At 50.8% G+C, this 15,250-nt stretch carries 14 protein-coding genes and 1 pseudogene; 8 read left to right on the forward strand and 7 right to left on the reverse strand.

The genetic code is table 11. The features are described from left to right. Positions 1-29: 29 nt before the first annotated feature. The 7 genes and pseudogenes from OGY37_RS13425 to glmS all read right to left on the reverse strand — a co-directional run. Positions 30-1,311: pseudogene (locus tag OGY37_RS13425) on the reverse strand (dicarboxylate/amino acid:cation symporter); the annotation flags it as partial. A 169-nt stretch (positions 1,312-1,480) separates the two neighbouring features. Then, on the reverse strand, positions 1,481-1,798 hold the full coding sequence (locus OGY37_RS13430) for a DUF4387 domain-containing protein (RefSeq protein WP_003831425.1): 318 nt from the start codon (positions 1,796-1,798) through the stop codon (positions 1,481-1,483). Beyond that, complete coding sequence (locus OGY37_RS13435; RefSeq protein WP_003831426.1) at positions 1,795-3,165, reverse strand: acyclic terpene utilization AtuA family protein; 1,371 nt, start codon at positions 3,163-3,165, stop codon at positions 1,795-1,797. The genes OGY37_RS13430 and OGY37_RS13435 overlap by 4 nt, the downstream gene beginning before the upstream one ends. A 3-nt stretch (positions 3,166-3,168) precedes the next feature. After that, entirely contained in the window at positions 3,169-4,410 is a 1,242-nt protein-coding gene (locus OGY37_RS13440) for a methylaspartate ammonia-lyase (RefSeq protein WP_003831427.1), read from the reverse strand. Then, positions 4,410-5,855 carry a methylaspartate mutase subunit E gene (locus tag OGY37_RS13445; RefSeq protein WP_003831428.1) on the reverse strand — a complete coding sequence of 482 codons (1,446 nt, stop codon included), beginning with the start codon at positions 5,853-5,855 and terminating at the stop codon, positions 4,410-4,412. Before OGY37_RS13445 ends, OGY37_RS13440 begins: the two co-directional genes overlap by 1 nt. An 18-nt stretch (positions 5,856-5,873) precedes the next feature. After that, positions 5,874-7,262 carry a methylaspartate mutase accessory protein GlmL gene (glmL, locus tag OGY37_RS13450; protein WP_003831429.1) on the reverse strand — a complete coding sequence of 463 codons (1,389 nt, stop codon included), beginning with the start codon at positions 7,260-7,262 and terminating at the stop codon, positions 5,874-5,876. Then, on the reverse strand, positions 7,262-7,711 hold the full coding sequence (glmS, locus tag OGY37_RS13455; RefSeq protein WP_003022963.1) for a methylaspartate mutase subunit S: 450 nt from the start codon (positions 7,709-7,711) through the stop codon (positions 7,262-7,264). The genes glmL and glmS overlap by 1 nt, the downstream gene beginning before the upstream one ends. A 1,217-nt stretch (positions 7,712-8,928) precedes the next feature. On the opposite strand from glmS, the gene cydA reads away from it, so the two are divergent. The 8 genes from cydA (at position 8,929) to tolA (ending at position 15,195) form a co-directional block, all read left to right on the forward strand. Continuing rightward, positions 8,929-10,497, forward strand: a complete 1,569-nt coding sequence (gene cydA / locus OGY37_RS13460; RefSeq protein WP_003022965.1) for a cytochrome ubiquinol oxidase subunit I — start codon at positions 8,929-8,931, stop codon at positions 10,495-10,497. 15 nt (positions 10,498-10,512) lie between these two features. Then, positions 10,513-11,652 carry a cytochrome d ubiquinol oxidase subunit II gene (gene cydB, locus OGY37_RS13465; protein ID WP_003831431.1) on the forward strand — a complete coding sequence of 380 codons (1,140 nt, stop codon included), beginning with the start codon at positions 10,513-10,515 and terminating at the stop codon, positions 11,650-11,652. A gap of 14 nt (positions 11,653-11,666) precedes the next feature. Next, positions 11,667-11,780 (forward strand): cytochrome bd-I oxidase subunit CydX, encoded by a 114-nt coding sequence (gene cydX, locus OGY37_RS13470; protein ID WP_003022970.1) that lies wholly within the window; start codon positions 11,667-11,669, stop codon positions 11,778-11,780. Continuing rightward, complete coding sequence (gene ybgE / locus OGY37_RS13475; protein ID WP_003831434.1) at positions 11,780-12,073, forward strand: cyd operon protein YbgE; 294 nt, start codon at positions 11,780-11,782, stop codon at positions 12,071-12,073. The genes cydX and ybgE overlap by 1 nt, the downstream gene beginning before the upstream one ends. A gap of 275 nt (positions 12,074-12,348) precedes the next feature. Then, complete coding sequence (gene ybgC / locus OGY37_RS13480) at positions 12,349-12,753, forward strand: tol-pal system-associated acyl-CoA thioesterase (protein ID WP_003831439.1); 405 nt, start codon at positions 12,349-12,351, stop codon at positions 12,751-12,753. Continuing rightward, entirely contained in the window at positions 12,750-13,442 is a 693-nt protein-coding gene (gene tolQ, locus OGY37_RS13485) for a Tol-Pal system protein TolQ (RefSeq protein ID WP_003022976.1), read from the forward strand. Before ybgC ends, tolQ begins: the two co-directional genes overlap by 4 nt. Before the next feature lie 3 nt (positions 13,443-13,445). Next, positions 13,446-13,874: a colicin uptake protein TolR gene (gene tolR, locus OGY37_RS13490; RefSeq protein ID WP_003022978.1), complete on the forward strand. Its 429-nt coding sequence runs from the start codon at positions 13,446-13,448 to the stop codon at positions 13,872-13,874. A 64-nt stretch (positions 13,875-13,938) separates the two neighbouring features. Beyond that, complete coding sequence (tolA, locus tag OGY37_RS13495; protein WP_008784157.1) at positions 13,939-15,195, forward strand: cell envelope integrity protein TolA; 1,257 nt, start codon at positions 13,939-13,941, stop codon at positions 15,193-15,195. Positions 15,196-15,250: the final 55 nt, after the last annotated feature.

Below are 15,250 nucleotides of genomic sequence, written 5' to 3' on the forward strand. Positions count from 1 at the left end.
CTACTGTCAGGACAAAGCGACTTCCGTTTCGGTAACCGGACGTTCTTGTTCCGGGGTCTTCACCGGCGCAGTTCCACGGCAACCCTGGCCGTAGTGTTCGCCTTCCCAACGGCCCACGATGGCAGCACCCATTGCGTTACTCATAACGTTGGTGGCGGAACGACCCATATCGAGGAACGGATCGACGCCCATCAGCAGAATCAGGCCAGCTTCTGGAATGTTGAACTGGTTCAGGGTTGCAGCGATAACCACCATTGATGCGCGCGGTACGCCTGCCATTCCTTTTGAGGTCAGCATCAGGATCAACAGCATGGTGATTTGCTCGCCCATGCTCAGTTCGATGTTGCACGCCTGGGCAATAAAGACGGTGGCAAATGAGCAATAAGCCATGGAACCGACCAGGTTAAAGGAATAACCGATAGGCAGAACGAAGCTGGCGATTTTTGAAGAAACACCGAATTTTTCCAGCTTGTCCAGCGTACCCGGGAAGGCGGCTTCAGAGCTTGAAGTGGTAAAGGCCAGCAGAGCGGGTTCGAGGATTGATTTAGTTAACCGTGCGATGCAAGGCCCGACGATCATAGTAGACAGGCCAATCAGGATTGCCCACAGCATACCCAATGTCAGGTAGAACTCACCCATGAAGATCCCGGCGCTAACCATCACACCCAGACCACGTTCGGCAATCAGACCTGAAATAGCGGCAAAAACGGTCAGTGGTGCAAACAGCATGACGTAACCCGTCAGCTTCAGCATGACGTGCACCAGTGAATCCAGCACTTTCACGATAGGATCGGCTTTTTCACCAATCGCAGCGAGGCTGCAACCGAGGAAGATTGAGAACACGACGATCTGCAGAATTTCGTTACGCGCCATCGCATCGACAATACTGGTCGGTACCGCGTGTGAGATGAATACTTTCAGCGTGAATGGCTCTGACTTAACGGCGGCAACGGCTCCGACGTCATGTGGCACAAAGTTGATACCTGCGCCTGGCTGGAAGATATTAACGATAACCAGACCCAGTGCAATTGACACCAGAGAGGCGCAAATAAACAGGAAGAAGGTTTTTGAAAATATACGTCCCAGCGTTTTGGCATCGCCCATTTTGGCAATACCCACAACCAGAGTTGAAATAACCAATGGAGCGATAATCATTTTCACCATACGTAAGAATATAGTGGTGAAAATGGAAATATCTGCTGCATAAGATTTTGCTGTTTCAGCCGCGGCCATATTATTTATGGCCACCCCGGCAATCATGCCGAGTATCAGGCCTAATATGATCATCTTCGTTAAACTAATTTTCTTCATGTGTACTCCATCGGATAAAGGCTGGTAATTGGAATTGTGTAGGGTGGCGTGCGCCTGAACCTGGACAGCAGCTCAGACGCACGCCTGTTGTGACCAACCGCATGAATAATTCGAAGCACTGTGATACAGCTGAATTCTGTGCTCCAATGGTTGTTATTGTGTTTTTTTGTTACAAGTCAAACTCAATACTTAATAATGGAGCGTGTTGCTGCGCACCATAAACATCATTGTCACCGACATTGCCGGAAATAATATCCCGTGGCATTACGATTTTTACGGCATTCGCTGGATCGAACCAGACGATATTGTGAATAAACTCAGGCTCAACATTATATAAACCGGCAATAAGCTGCGGCGTTAATTGCTCGCAGGCTTTTACCCGCTGATAGTCTTCCCTTGTTTTAAATAAAATATCTAAAACTAGTTCGTACGGTCCGGCGTTTTTGGAACGAATTACTTGCGCCAGTGAACAAATTGAGTGTTTCATGCCTGAACTCCTTCTGGCGTCACCTGTTCAATGTGGAAATCAAAACGCAGCGCATCGCTCGCTTCAATCAGGTGATAGATCGAGAACTCATACACCGGTCCACTCTGAATATCAGATGGCGAGAACGGGAAGGCGAGGTTGCCCGCAGTCGCAATGCGATTTTCATAGCCGTAGTGCAGCAGGGTAGAGCGCACCAGAGAGCAAACGCTGTTGGCGATATCCTGCGTTGGCGCGACGACATCCAGTAAAATTCCCAGTTCATGGCCCGCAGTTTTCATCGGCTCATGGTTGCCCATCACACCGTTCTTACCGTACAGGTGGAACGTCATGCGAATACTGTCGTCATTCAGCGAGAGGTTACGTGCCACGCTTGCCTGTACCTCTTCAAGAATCGTGTCAATCCCGGCAATCATAATCGGGTCACGTGTTCCGGCGATGGTCAGGCAACGGAAGCCAACCTGGCGTGCACCTTCCAGTTTCAACGCATACGGTGTTTCTTCATGGCGTGAACCGCTGACATACACTTCACCCTCGTTAACCTGGGTGAAAGTGCATGCCTTCAGGTTCAGCACACCGCCTGGCCCTGGCAGGAAGTACGGATCTGACTTTTCGTACAGGGTGTGTGCTGCTGCGGAAGTCTCGGTGAACTTACGCTTGGGATTGAACGCCTTCAGCGTAAAGCCGTTATCGTCAATGATTCCCATCGCACAATCTGAGCCGGAACCAGGGGTGGCGGCAATGGCTGCACACTCAAGGATCTTACCGCAATGAAGCGCCAGACCTTCATCAAAGCCCTGCATAATCGGCAGCGCGGCGAAGCAGGCCGGATCGTAGGCACGTCCGCCCAGGACCACCTGCGCACCGGCTTTCAGCGCACGTTGGAAAGGCTCGATGCCCATTTGTGCGACAATGTAGGTGCTCTCTTCAATGGCCTCGTGAGTCAGTTCCGGCACAAAATCGAGCGCAGTGATTTTGCCGTTATCCAGCGCCTGATGAACGATTTCTTTGTCGACATCAGACGGAATTAGCGCCATTGAGAAAGACAGTTTTTCTTCCTGCGCGATCTCATGGATTATCTGGCGACACCACTCCAGATGCGGAGCTGCGCCAGAACCACCAGCTGTGCCGATTACTACCGGGATGTTGTTCTTAACGCCTGCCACAATCATATAGCGCAGATCGCGTTTCACACCGGCCCTGTCAGTAAAGGGTTTACCTGCCCCCAGGTAGTGGGGGCCAGGATCGGAGGAACCTGCGTCAACAGCAATAAGATCCGGTGACTCTTCCATGGCTTTACGAAAACTTTCTTCCGGGAAGCCATAACCCAGGATAGCCGTAGGCGATAAGATCTTAAATGTGCGTGCCATCTCTTAATCCTTAGTTTGTAACAACGCGATGGTGCGGTTCATTTCGTTAAACACGATGTTGAGACCTTCATCGAAACCCATACCCGGTTTAACCAGCATGCGCATTGGACGCGCGGCAAGTGCCACGTGTACGCAGGTGCGGGCACTGATCTCGGTTTCGTTACAGGTACCGCCCTGATAGGCTTCCATCGCGTGTTTGTTGCAATACAGCACCGCATCAACGATGTTGTGAATACCGCCCAGATCCGGAGTCTTGATCTGTACCATGTGGCAGCTGCCTGCATCGGTAAAGTCCACGATATCCTGATAGGTGTTACACCATTCATCCGCAACGATTTTCACGCCGGAACCCAGACGAGTCAGCTCTTTGGTGATGGCGGTCAACATGCGGATCTGATCCGGCTTGTTACCGGCATCAACCGGACCTTCGATATACAGCGGCAGACCCTGGGCTTCGGCTTCCAGGCTGGCGATGTATTCGGCGCAACGCACTGGATCCATATCGAAGATCAGACCGATCGTGCCGTACACATCAATGTGCAGCGTCGGGTGATAACGTTCGCTGGTGCGCAGGCTTAAGATGCGGTCGGATAACCAACGTACATACTCACGCAGTTTTTCGCCTTTAAAGCCCAGCTTCTCTTCCACGTTGTTGATCAGCGCATGCGGCAGGACGTCCACACCTTTGAGGATCATCTTATCAACGGCGATATAACGGTCGTCACCGCTCTGACCAAATAATGGAATGGCTTCCGGGACGCACGGCAGTTGCCATTCATCGCAAACCACTTCAGTTTTCAGACGACCGGTAGCCAGCGCCGCAGCGTCGAGCAGCGCCTGAGACAAACCATAGCGGACGGCGGTATGCAGCAGATGACCGTCAATACGCAGTTGGTCAAAGAAACGCGCGTTCGGCAGGAACGAATCAACGTCACGACCTTCCAGTAACGGCTTGATGTGGTCGTTGAGGAACGGAATGAAGTTTTCAGCCAGGAACAGTGGGTCACGACCGCCTGCACCTGAATATTGCACCGCTGCGCAATCGCCCACAGCTACCGCGCCGTTTTCCAGAATCAGCTGTACGGAAACACATTCACCCGCCTGACGAACAGACGTAAATCCAGGCGTTACCGGATCGCCGGTATAGATAAACCCGTCATGACCGGCGCCGTTTTTGATGGCCTGCTGATCGTCAAAATAAAATGAGGAGTAGCCAGCTGTGAAAAGGGCCTGTTTAATTTTCATTATGGTCTTCCTATTAATTTACTGTGGGATACGGCGTTGATGTCATCAATGACCATCTGGAAAGAAGGCTTGCGACCTTCGAAATGTGCGCGCTCTGCAACGTAGTCGTGGTGCAGGGCGAGAATATCTTTCGGCAGCGGCACTGCACCGGCTTCAAGAATACGGATTGCGCCTGTGTTATCGCGAACAGGCAGGATCTTACCGGCGTTACAGGCGGCAGGAGCGAAAGGCACATCCAGCACGCCAGCTTCAAAGGCCAGCACCGTACCGCGCGCAATGTCGCCATTGCCCAGTTCGAAGACTTTCTTCAATACCGCGCGGACTTCGCTCTTAATCAGGTCAACTTCCTGCTCCACGGCAGCGCACTGCGGGAATTTCTGATCACTGACCATGTTGAGCATCTGGCGTGACGCTTTCAGGCCCTGGGCGTTAGCTGCCGCGGTTGGGATACCGAATGCTTCGTGCGGACTTTTGGTAATGACTTTTGTGGCACCAGACATACCGGCAACCGCTGCGCCCCAGGCGATAACGGAGAAAGCTTTTGCTTCATCTTCCGGGAATCCGCCCATCCACTGGTGGAAAACGGTGCTCAGCTCGTAATCGTCGAAGCCATGGTTATGGAAGTATTCGTGGGACAGTTCACGCAGTGCCTGAATAGCAGCGATATCCTGTGTCAGGCTACCGACCTGGCCGTAACCGACGGTAATAGACTTCACGCCCTGCTCCAGCGCCAGCAGACCTTCGATAATCGCGACTGAGTGGGACATGAACGGCGGGATCAGCGTGCCGGTCAGCGGACCAAACGGCTCACGGTTGATGCGAATGCCGTTCTCTTCGTACAGACCCATCAGACGGTCGCAGTACTGCCAGTCGCGGATAGATTTTTCCAGGGTGACGCGTTTGGCGTAAGGGATGTTGTAGGAGATACCGCCGCCTTCGTAGCTGGTAAAGCCACTGGCCATGGCGATTTCTGCCAGCAGACGCGCATCCGGTGTACCGTGGCGAACCTGGATCGGTTTATCCAGCGATTCAGTCATACGACGGCAGGCAGCAACCCCGTGATTGACGACCGGTAAACCATTCAGCTTGGAAGTACCTGCTTCGATGGATTTTTGGATCCCGACAGCGGCTTCTTCATAGCGGTTCAGACGGGTATAGGCATCGATAGTACTTGGCAGGAGGTCGCACTCTTCCTGCAATGTTTTGAGCAGCGCAATATGCTCATCCATTAATGCCACACCTGCGCGCGGCTGGCTCAGAGTTTTACCCTCCTGATCGGCCTTCAGCAGGGCGAGGGAGAAACGCTTTTTCTCTGGAATTGATTGCTGGTACTTCACGCCATCTTCGAAGTTCTCAACGTCTTTACCGGTTTCCCAGGTTTGTAACACCTGATGCCTTTCGGTCATGAATTCGTCATGGGTCAATTTTTTATTTCGAAGTTCCATTCGTAGCTGCCTTAAGTTTTATAGGGTTAAACACTGAATGCTGGTGCGAGCAGCGGCTTGCGGGTACAGCCTGGCGACGTTTGCCAGTAGCGGGAGCAGGCCATTTGAATCGCGGTAATACTCAAACTGATTCGGTAACAGAATTCTTTTGCCCTGGTCGTCCAGCTCCCTGTATTTGAGCCAGTTATGGATATCGAACTGGCTGGCGCGAGAGAGCCATCCCCCTGAACCGACGACTTTGCGTACGGTGGTGAGATCGCGACCCATCTGTAAATCCACATTACCCACGCAGGTGCAAACCTGCTTTTTAGTGCCCGCGTGGCGCTCAGCGGCATAGCCCACGCATAAACCTGCCAGCAGGGTGTCGAAATATTTCTCTTCCTCGCTGAGTGGCAGGTAATCCGGTTGCCCAACCAAGTGGCGTAGATAGCGGTAAAACGCTTCCTCGCGCTGTGGCTGCTGGGCGAAGATGACTTTCACCATATCCTGCGTGCTTTCTCCCACCACAACGGCGGAAACGCGCATGCCAAGGTCGCCTTCAACGGTACGTTTGACGAACGGTTCAGGAACACCATGCAGGACGGTATCGGGGGAGAGGGTATTCGCGCTGGCCGAATAGACATCCGTGGTGGCTCCGCCCATATCAATCAGCATGAATTCCTTCCATGCGCTGTCGTAATCGCTAATGGCTTTGACTAACTCATATACCGTCCATGGCGTCGGCATAGGCTCTTCGCCTGTTTCGCCGACGATAACGTCCAGACCTTTGCCTTTGACGATGCGTGACAAGAACACATCGCAAATCGCCTGGCGCGCGGCAAACGGATTCGGGTGATCGAGGTCCGGCAGAATGTTGTCTACCGTGGTCAGATCCTTATGTCCCAGAATCGTTTGTATTTCGTCCTGAATGTCCCGGTTTCCGGCGTAGATAATGGCGCAATCAAGCTTTGAGCCTGCCAGCGCGTGTGCATTCGCCAGGCCGTAACTTTCTTCGCCACCGTCTGTCCCGCCGGTAAACAACAGAATGTCTGGTGGTGATGATTCCAGCTCCTGGATGTCATGACGGTTCAGCTTGTACGAATAATATTGCGCGATTTTCGCTCCTGCCGAATGGGCGGTAACTTTTGCCGACTCCAGCGTAATGGAAGGCACCAGCCCCATTGCTGCAACGGCGAGCCCACCTTTCGCTGAGGAGGAGTATTTCAACTGCACTTCACCACTTTTCAGTAACGGGCGAGCATCGGCAACATTCAGCACCTGATTCAGGCTGGCAAAAAAACCGTCTGCCAGATGATGTGTGGTGGTTGGGGTCAGGACATGGTTTACCAGGGTTAATTCCTCGCCTTCATGTGCGAAGAGGGCTGCCTTGGTCCATGTCGAGCCGATATCGACAGAAACTGTTTGCATCAGATGGCCTCTTCCAGGCAACGCTGTTCGAGGCCATTGTGTTGGTGAATATCATTAGTGATAAGCGCGCAAACATCTTCCAGATCGTGGCTGGGGGCGAAGACCCGGTTAAAGCCCATCTCTTTAAACTTCACTTCCACGTCGGCGAAGTCATGTTTACCGACGACCAGGTTGCCGCCGACGTACAGCAGAATGTCGCCAAGGCCGCGTTCGATGCAGCGCTCACGTAACCCGAGGCAGTCAATGTCGCCATGACCGTAGATAGAGGACACCACGATGGCATCGGCGCCTGTTTCAATCGCAGCATCAATATATTCATCCTGGCTCACCATCACCCCGAGGTTGATTACGTGAAAATCATGAGCAGTAAAAACGCGATCCAGAACTTTATTACCTACTGCATGGCAGTCAGCACCGATGACGCCAATAACAAGTGTAGATTTCTTCATGGGTAATCCTCTGTAGGGCTGATGGTCAATAAGTGAAATTATTTTCTAATATTTAGAACATGGATTGTGACAACCTCTTAATAGGGTTGGAGTTTCTGTGGAAGCGAAAAAGGAAGCAATTGATCTATTTTCAAAATATCCTGAGAAAAATGATTGTTATATTTAGTTGGTGTAAAATTCTTTTGTAATCAATGTGATGTGATGTGTTTTTTTAACTGGTTTTAATTTATTAGAGAATTGGGTAATAAATGACTTGCCATGTTTGTGATCGAAATCTTATTTTGTTATGCGCGCCATTTATGACGTGTTTTAAATAATTTCAAAAATCCCAATTACTAATTAACTTGTGAACGACATAACGGTTTTTTATTTTTTAATCTTATATGTCATAATTCATTTTTGTTAAATTTAGGATAAAAATGATAAGGAAATGTTTGTGACATATTTAATCTTTGCCACATAAGAGAAGAGGGGGTGTTAATGATAACTTTCAGTGATGATTTAAGCGAAACGTCAGCATTCTCTCGCAGAACGACAAACGCAATGCATCGGTCATTGTGGAACGTTTTCGCTTCCAGTTGAGATAGTTACATCTCGGTGTTAATTATAAGTAAAATTTAAATGAATAATTTGTATGAAATAACAAATCCATGACTTGCTAAACAAAAAACTGTGAGCTACCCAGCATTAGTGATTCTTTATCTGCTATCAATTTAGTCAGCCGGGCTGGTTAAAAGATCGTGTACATTTAAATAAATATCCTATCATTTGTAGTAACGGCAATTACTCATTGAAAAACATGTTGTTAACATCGCGTTTACTAGTAGCGTGAGTGCTAAACACTATTAACATTAAATTTGAAAATTGATTTAAATCAATGTTTAAAACTTGGAAAACAGCATCAAAAGAGGTTAAATTGCTTCAGATCAAATTGGTCTGAAAGTGGTAAATTAGCTATAAATTGATCACTATCGAAAAATGCAAATTTGTCTCGATAAAAACCTGTTTATTGTAAGGATTTTACGGCGTAATATAATTGCGGGATCAATTTGAGTGTTTTATTAACATGTTTGTAACTTTTCATCATTATCCTTTCTTCAAATGAGAGGGAAGGGTAGCGGCGGAAGGAAGCAGATAAATTTGTATTGGGGCATGCGTGTGACCCTTTCTAACGGGGTTCACTCTCGGAGTCTTCATGCGATGAGCAAGGAGTCATGATGTTAGATATAGTCGAACTGTCGCGCTTACAGTTTGCCTTGACCGCGATGTACCACTTCCTGTTTGTGCCACTGACGCTCGGTATGGCGTTCTTGCTGGCCATTATGGAAACGGTCTACGTCCTTTCCGGCAAACAGATTTATAAAGATATGACCAAGTTCTGGGGCAAGTTGTTTGGTATCAACTTCGCTCTGGGTGTGGCTACCGGTCTGACCATGGAGTTCCAGTTCGGGACTAACTGGTCTTACTACTCCCACTATGTAGGGGATATTTTCGGTGCGCCGCTGGCGATCGAAGGTTTGATGGCCTTCTTCCTCGAATCCACCTTTGTAGGTCTGTTCTTCTTCGGCTGGGACCGTTTGGGTAAAGTCCAGCATATGTGTGTCACCTGGCTGGTGGCTCTGGGTTCTAACCTGTCTGCGTTGTGGATTCTGGTTGCGAACGGCTGGATGCAGAACCCAATCGCAGCGGATTTCAACTTCGAAACCATGCGTATGGAGATGCTGAGCTTCTCTGAACTGGTGCTCAACCCGGTAGCACAGGTGAAATTTGTTCACACTGTGGCATCTGGTTATGTATGTGGCGCGATGTTCGTTCTGGGTATCAGCTCCTACTATATGCTGCGCGGTCGTGACTTCGCGTTTGCTAAACGTTCTTTTGCTATCGCTGCCAGCTTTGGTATGGCTGCTATTCTGTCTGTTATCGTTCTGGGTGATGAATCTGGTTACGAAATGGGTGACGTGCAGAAAACCAAACTCGCTGCGATTGAAGCAGAATGGGAAACTCAGCCTGCTCCAGCTTCCTTTACGCTGTTCGGTATTCCGGACCAGGATGCGCAGGAAAACCATTTTGCGATTCAGATTCCTTATGCGCTGGGCATCATTGCCACCCGCTCTGTTGATACACCGGTCATTGGTCTGAAAGATCTGATGGTGCAGCACGAAGAGCGTATCCGTAACGGGATGAAAGCGTATCAGTTGCTGGAAGAACTGCGTGCTGGTACTACCGACCAGGCCGTTCGCGACCAGTTCAACAGCATGAAGAAAGACCTGGGTTATGGTCTGCTGTTGAAACGCTATACGGATAACGTCACCGACGCGACCGAAGCGCAAATTCAGCAGGCAACGAAAGATTCTATTCCTCGTGTTGCGCCGCTGTACTTCGCTTTCCGTATCATGGTGGCATGCGGCATTCTGATGCTGGCAATTATCGCGGTGTCCTTCTGGACTGTGCTTCGTAACCGTATCGGTGAGAAAAAATGGCTGCTGCGCACCGCGCTGTATGCGATTCCTCTGCCGTGGATTGCTATTGAATCCGGTTGGTTTGTTGCAGAGTACGGTCGTCAACCGTGGGCGATTGGTGAAGTGTTACCAACAGCCGTAGCGAACTCTTCGCTGACTGCTGGCGACCTCATCTTCTCGATGCTATTGATTTGCGGCCTGTATACCCTGTTCCTGGTGGCTGAACTGTATCTGATGTTCAAGTTCGCACGCCTTGGGCCGAGTAGCCTGAAAACCGGTCGTTATCACTACGAGCAGTCCACTGTGACTTCTCAGCCGGCACGCTAAGACAGGAGTCGTCAAATGATCGATTATGAAGTATTGCGTTTTATCTGGTGGCTGCTGGTTGGCATTCTGCTGATTGGTTTTGCGGTCACTGATGGCTTCGACATGGGGGTGGGCATGCTCACCCGTTTCCTCGGTCGTAATGATACCGAGCGTCGAATTATGATTAACTCCATCGCCCCGCACTGGGACGGTAACCAGGTTTGGCTCATCACCGCGGGTGGCGCACTGTTCGCTGCCTGGCCGATGGTCTATGCCGCTGCGTTCTCCGGTTTCTATGTGGCGATGATTCTGGTTCTGGCGTCCTTGTTCTTCCGTCCGGTCGGTTTTGACTACCGCTCTAAGATTGAAGATATGCGCTGGCGCAACATGTGGGACTGGGGCATCTTCATAGGTAGCTTCGTGCCACCGCTGGTGATTGGCGTGGCGTTCGGTAACCTGCTGCAAGGGGTTCCGTTCCACGTAGATGACTACATGCGTTTGTACTACACCGGTAACTTCTTCCAGTTGCTGAATCCGTTTGGTCTGCTGGCGGGTGTCGTGAGCGTTGGGATGATCATCACCCAGGGTGCGACCTATCTGCAGATGCGTACGGTAGGTGAACTGCATCTGCGTGCTCGTGCAACTTCACAGGTTGCGGCGCTGGTGACTCTGGTCTGCTTCGCGCTGGCCGGTGTGTGGGTGATTTACGGTATTGACGGTTATGTTGTGACCTCTGCACTGGATCATCATGCCGCCTCTAACCCGCTGACCAAAGAAGTTGCTCGTGTGGCTGGCGCATGGATGGTGAACTTTAACAATGCACCTATCCTGTGGCTGGTTCCTGCACTGGGCGTGGTTCTGCCGCTGTTGACCATCCTGACTTCTCGTATGGAGAAAGGGGCATGGGCGTTCGTCTTCTCCTCACTGACGTTAGCCTGCATCATCCTGACTGCCGGTATCGCAATGTTCCCGTTTGTGATGCCATCCAGCACCATGATGAACGCAAGTTTGACCATGTGGGATGCCACCTCCAGCCAGCGTACATTGAATCTGATGACCTGGGTCGCGGCGGTGTTTGTACCGATCATTCTGCTATACACCAGCTGGTGTTACTGGAAGATGTTCGGTCGCATCACTAAAGAAGATATTGAAAGCAACACCCACTCTCTGTACTAAGTAAGGAGCTTAAAATGTGGTATTTCGCATGGATTTTGGGAACGCTTCTTGCCTGTGCATTTGGGATAATCACTGCGCTGGCGCTTGAGCACGTTGAATCAGGCAAAGCCGGGCAAGAAGATAGCTAATGACCAACATTATCGCGATGGTATACAACGCGATGGACAAGCGCCCCTTGCGGGCGCTTTCATTTGTGCTGGCAATCGTGTTGGCTGGCTGCATATTCTGGGATCCGTCACGTTTTGCGGCCAAAACCAGTGAGCTTGAAATCTGGCATGGTTTCCTGCTGATGTGGGCGGTCTGCGCAGGCATTATTCACGGCGTTGGCTTCCGTCCTCGCGCCGTACATTGGCAGGGCATCTTCTGCCCGCTGATCGCGGATATTGTCCTCGTTGTTGGTCTGATTTTCTTCTTCTTTTGAATAAGAAACATCCTTAAATATTTATGGGCTTGCATAAGCCCATAATTTTTTACTCTACGTTTACTTTCCCCCATTCCAAAGCACCATTCCCGCGCGTATAGTAGCGAAGTTTGAAAGCACTAACCTTTTGTTGCATTACCGGGATGTACAGTGAAGACAGCGCGATATACAACGACATTCTTGATGCATCGCGGCGGCAAGAACGCGAATCACCAGACGCTTACAAAGGTAAGTAACTGGTGCGAGTGGGCGAAGCCAACAAAGAGGCAGTAGGAATGAATAAGTATATGTTTCGATGGCCGGTTCGTGTCTATTATGAAGATACCGATGCCGGTGGGGTGGTTTACCACGCCAGTTACGTCGCTTTTTATGAAAGAGCACGCACAGAAATGCTTCGTCATCATCACTTCAGTCAGCAGGTCCTGTTGGCCGAACGTGTAGCCTTTGTGGTGCGCAAGATGACCCTCGAGTATTTTGCGCCTGCCCGGCTCGACGATATGCTCGAAGTTCAAACCGAAATTACGTCAATGCGTGGCACCTCATTGGTTTTCACGCAACGCATTGTCAACGCAGAGAACACCGTGCTGAATGAAGCCGAAGTTCTGATTGTTTGCGTTGATCCACTCAAAATGAAGCCTCGTGCGCTTCCCAAGTCTATTGTCGCGGAGTTTAAGCAGTGACTGACATGAATATCCTTGATTTGTTCCTGAAGGCAAGCCTTCTGGTTAAACTTATCATGTTGATTTTGATTGGTTTCTCAATCGCATCCTGGGCCATCATCATCCAACGGACCCGTATTCTTAATGCTGCTTCGCGTGAAGCCGAAGCATTTGAAGACAAGTTCTGGTCCGGCATTGAATTGTCGCGCCTGTACCAGGAAAGCCAGGGGCGTCGTGATAATTTGGCGGGCTCGGAACAAATTTTCTATAGCGGATTCAAAGAATTTGCGCGTTTGCATCGGGCAAATAGCCACGCGCCGGAAGCGGTCGTAGAGGGGGCTTCCCGTGCGATGCGTATCTCGATGAACCGTGAACTGGAAACGCTGGAAACGCATATTCCATTCCTCGGCACAGTTGGCTCCATCAGCCCGTATATCGGTCTGTTCGGTACCGTTTGGGGGATCATGCACGCATTTATCGCGCTGGGCGCGGTAAAACAGGCGACGCTGCAAATGGTCGCACCGGGTATCGCAGAAGCGTTGATTGCAACGGCTATCGGTCTGTTTGCGGCAATCCCGGCGGTTATGGCCTACAACCGTCTGAACCAGCGCGTGAACAAACTGGAACTGAATTACGACAACTTTATGGAAGAGTTCACCGCGATTCTGCACCGCCAGGCGTTTACCGTTAGCGAGAGCAACAAGGGGTAAGCCATGGCCAGAACGCGTGGACGAGGTCGTCGCGAACTCAAGTCCGAAATCAATATTGTACCGCTGCTCGACGTACTGTTGGTGCTGTTGCTGATCTTTATGGCAACCGCACCGATCATTACGCAGAGTGTGGAAGTCGACCTGCCGGATGCGACCGAGTCGCAAGCCGTCAGCAGTAACGACGAACCCCCGGTCATTATTGAAGTTTCCGGTATTGGGCAATACAGCGTGGTGGTTGAGAAAGATCGTATGGATCAACTGCCGCCGGAGCAGGTTATCGCGGAAGCGAAAAGCCGCCTGCAGACCAATCCGAAAACGGTCTTTTTAATCGGTGGTGCGAAAGACGTGCCTTATGATGAAATAATTAAAGCGCTGAACTTGTTACACAGCGCAGGCGTAAAATCGGTTGGCTTGATGACGCAGCCAATCTGATGACTGCGTTTTGCTGGCTTGAAAGATAGCACGTAACAGGCGAACAGTTTTTTGGGAACCGAGAGTGTCAAAGGCAACCGAACAAAACGACAAGCTCAAAAGGGCGATAATTATTTCAGCGGTGCTGCATGTCATTTTATTTGCAGCGCTGATCTGGAGTTCGTTCGATGAGCACATTGATGCTTCAGCCGGCGGCGGTGGCGGTTCGTCCATCGACGCCGTTATGGTCGATCCTGGCGCCGTTGTGCAACAGTACGACAGGCAGCAGCAACAGCAGGCAAGTGCGAAACGTGCTGAAGAGCAGCGTGAAAAGCAGGCGCAGCAGCAAGCTGAAGAACTTCGCGAGAAGCAGGCAGCTGAGCAAGAGCGACTGAAGCAGCTGGAAAAAGAACGTTTAGCCGCGCAGGAAAAAGTGCGCGAACAGGCGGAACAGCAGAAGCAAGCTGAAGCCGCCGCAGCGAAAGCGCAAGAGCAACAGAAACAGGCTGAAGAGGCTGCGGCGAAGGCTGCTGCAGACGCGAAGGCTAAAGCTGATGCTCAGGCTAAGCAAGCGGCAGATGCCGCGAAGAAAGCCGCTGCAGACGCACAGAAAAAAGCTGAGGCTGAAGCCGCTAAAGCCGCCGCTGATGCGAAGAAAGCTGCAGAAGCGCAAGCTGCTAAGGCAGCTGCGGACGCTGCGAAGAAAGCACAGGCTGAAGCCGCTAAGCAAGCTGCAGCCGAGAAAGCTGCTGCTGAGAAAGCAGAAAAAGCCGCTGCCGCGAAAGCTGCCGCTGCTGAAAAAGCGGCGGCTGATAAGAAAGCCGCTGCAGAAAAAGCAGCAGCAGACAAAAAAGCTGCAGCTGAGAAAGCCGCTGCCGATAAGAAAGCTGCGGCAGATAAAGCAGCTGCTGCTAAAAAGGCTGCGGCCGAAAAAGCCGCTGCAGCCTCTGGCGTTGACGACTTGTTGGGCGACCTGAGCTCCGGTAAGAATGCACCGAAATCGGGCGGTGGAGCGAAAGGAAACGGCCAACCGGCGAAAGATAGTGGTACAAGTGGTGCCAATGGTGGTGCTTCTGGCGCGGATATCAGTGCTTATGCATCTCAAATTCGTAATGCGATCCAGAGCCGTCTGTATGGGGCAGATTTGTATGCAGGTAAATCTTGCGTATTACATATCAAGTTAGCGCCTGATGGTCTGTTACTGGATGTAACCGAAGAGGGCGGGGATCCGGCATTGTGTCAGGCTGCGCTGACGGCTGCGAAAACCGCCAGAATTCCTAAACCGCCTAGCCAGGCAGTTTATGAAAAAGTAAAAGATGCCAAACTGGACTTCAAACTGTAATAACGACCCCTGAGAAATCAGGGGAAACGGTCTAAGGTTGAGACAGAGTTCTGGT

It is taken from the genome of Citrobacter sp. Cpo030 (assembly GCF_030333005.1).
Taxonomy (GTDB): domain Bacteria; phylum Pseudomonadota; class Gammaproteobacteria; order Enterobacterales; family Enterobacteriaceae; genus Citrobacter; species Citrobacter portucalensis.

Excerpts from the sequence above, each read along its gene's own strand:
- tolR (WP_003022978.1), top strand. The coding sequence starts at position 13,446 with ATGGCCAGAACGCGTGGACGAGGTCGTCGCGAACTCAAGTCCGAAATC.
- cydA (WP_003022965.1), top strand. The coding sequence starts at position 8,929 with ATGTTAGATATAGTCGAACTGTCGCGCTTACAGTTTGCCTTGACCGCG.
- OGY37_RS13435 (WP_003831426.1), bottom strand. The coding sequence starts at position 3,165 with ATGGCACGCACATTTAAGATCTTATCGCCTACGGCTATCCTGGGTTAT.
- OGY37_RS13440 (WP_003831427.1), bottom strand. The coding sequence starts at position 4,410 with ATGAAAATTAAACAGGCCCTTTTCACAGCTGGCTACTCCTCATTTTAT.
- cydX (WP_003022970.1), top strand. The coding sequence starts at position 11,667 with ATGTGGTATTTCGCATGGATTTTGGGAACGCTTCTTGCCTGTGCATTT.
- glmL (WP_003831429.1), bottom strand. The coding sequence starts at position 7,262 with ATGCAAACAGTTTCTGTCGATATCGGCTCGACATGGACCAAGGCAGCC.
- glmS (WP_003022963.1), bottom strand. The coding sequence starts at position 7,711 with ATGAAGAAATCTACACTTGTTATTGGCGTCATCGGTGCTGACTGCCAT.
- OGY37_RS13445 (WP_003831428.1), bottom strand. The coding sequence starts at position 5,855 with ATGGAACTTCGAAATAAAAAATTGACCCATGACGAATTCATGACCGAA.
- OGY37_RS13430 (WP_003831425.1), bottom strand. The coding sequence starts at position 1,798 with ATGAAACACTCAATTTGTTCACTGGCGCAAGTAATTCGTTCCAAAAAC.
- cydB (WP_003831431.1), top strand. The coding sequence starts at position 10,513 with ATGATCGATTATGAAGTATTGCGTTTTATCTGGTGGCTGCTGGTTGGC.
- ybgE (WP_003831434.1), top strand. The coding sequence starts at position 11,780 with ATGACCAACATTATCGCGATGGTATACAACGCGATGGACAAGCGCCCC.
- ybgC (WP_003831439.1), top strand. The coding sequence starts at position 12,349 with ATGAATAAGTATATGTTTCGATGGCCGGTTCGTGTCTATTATGAAGAT.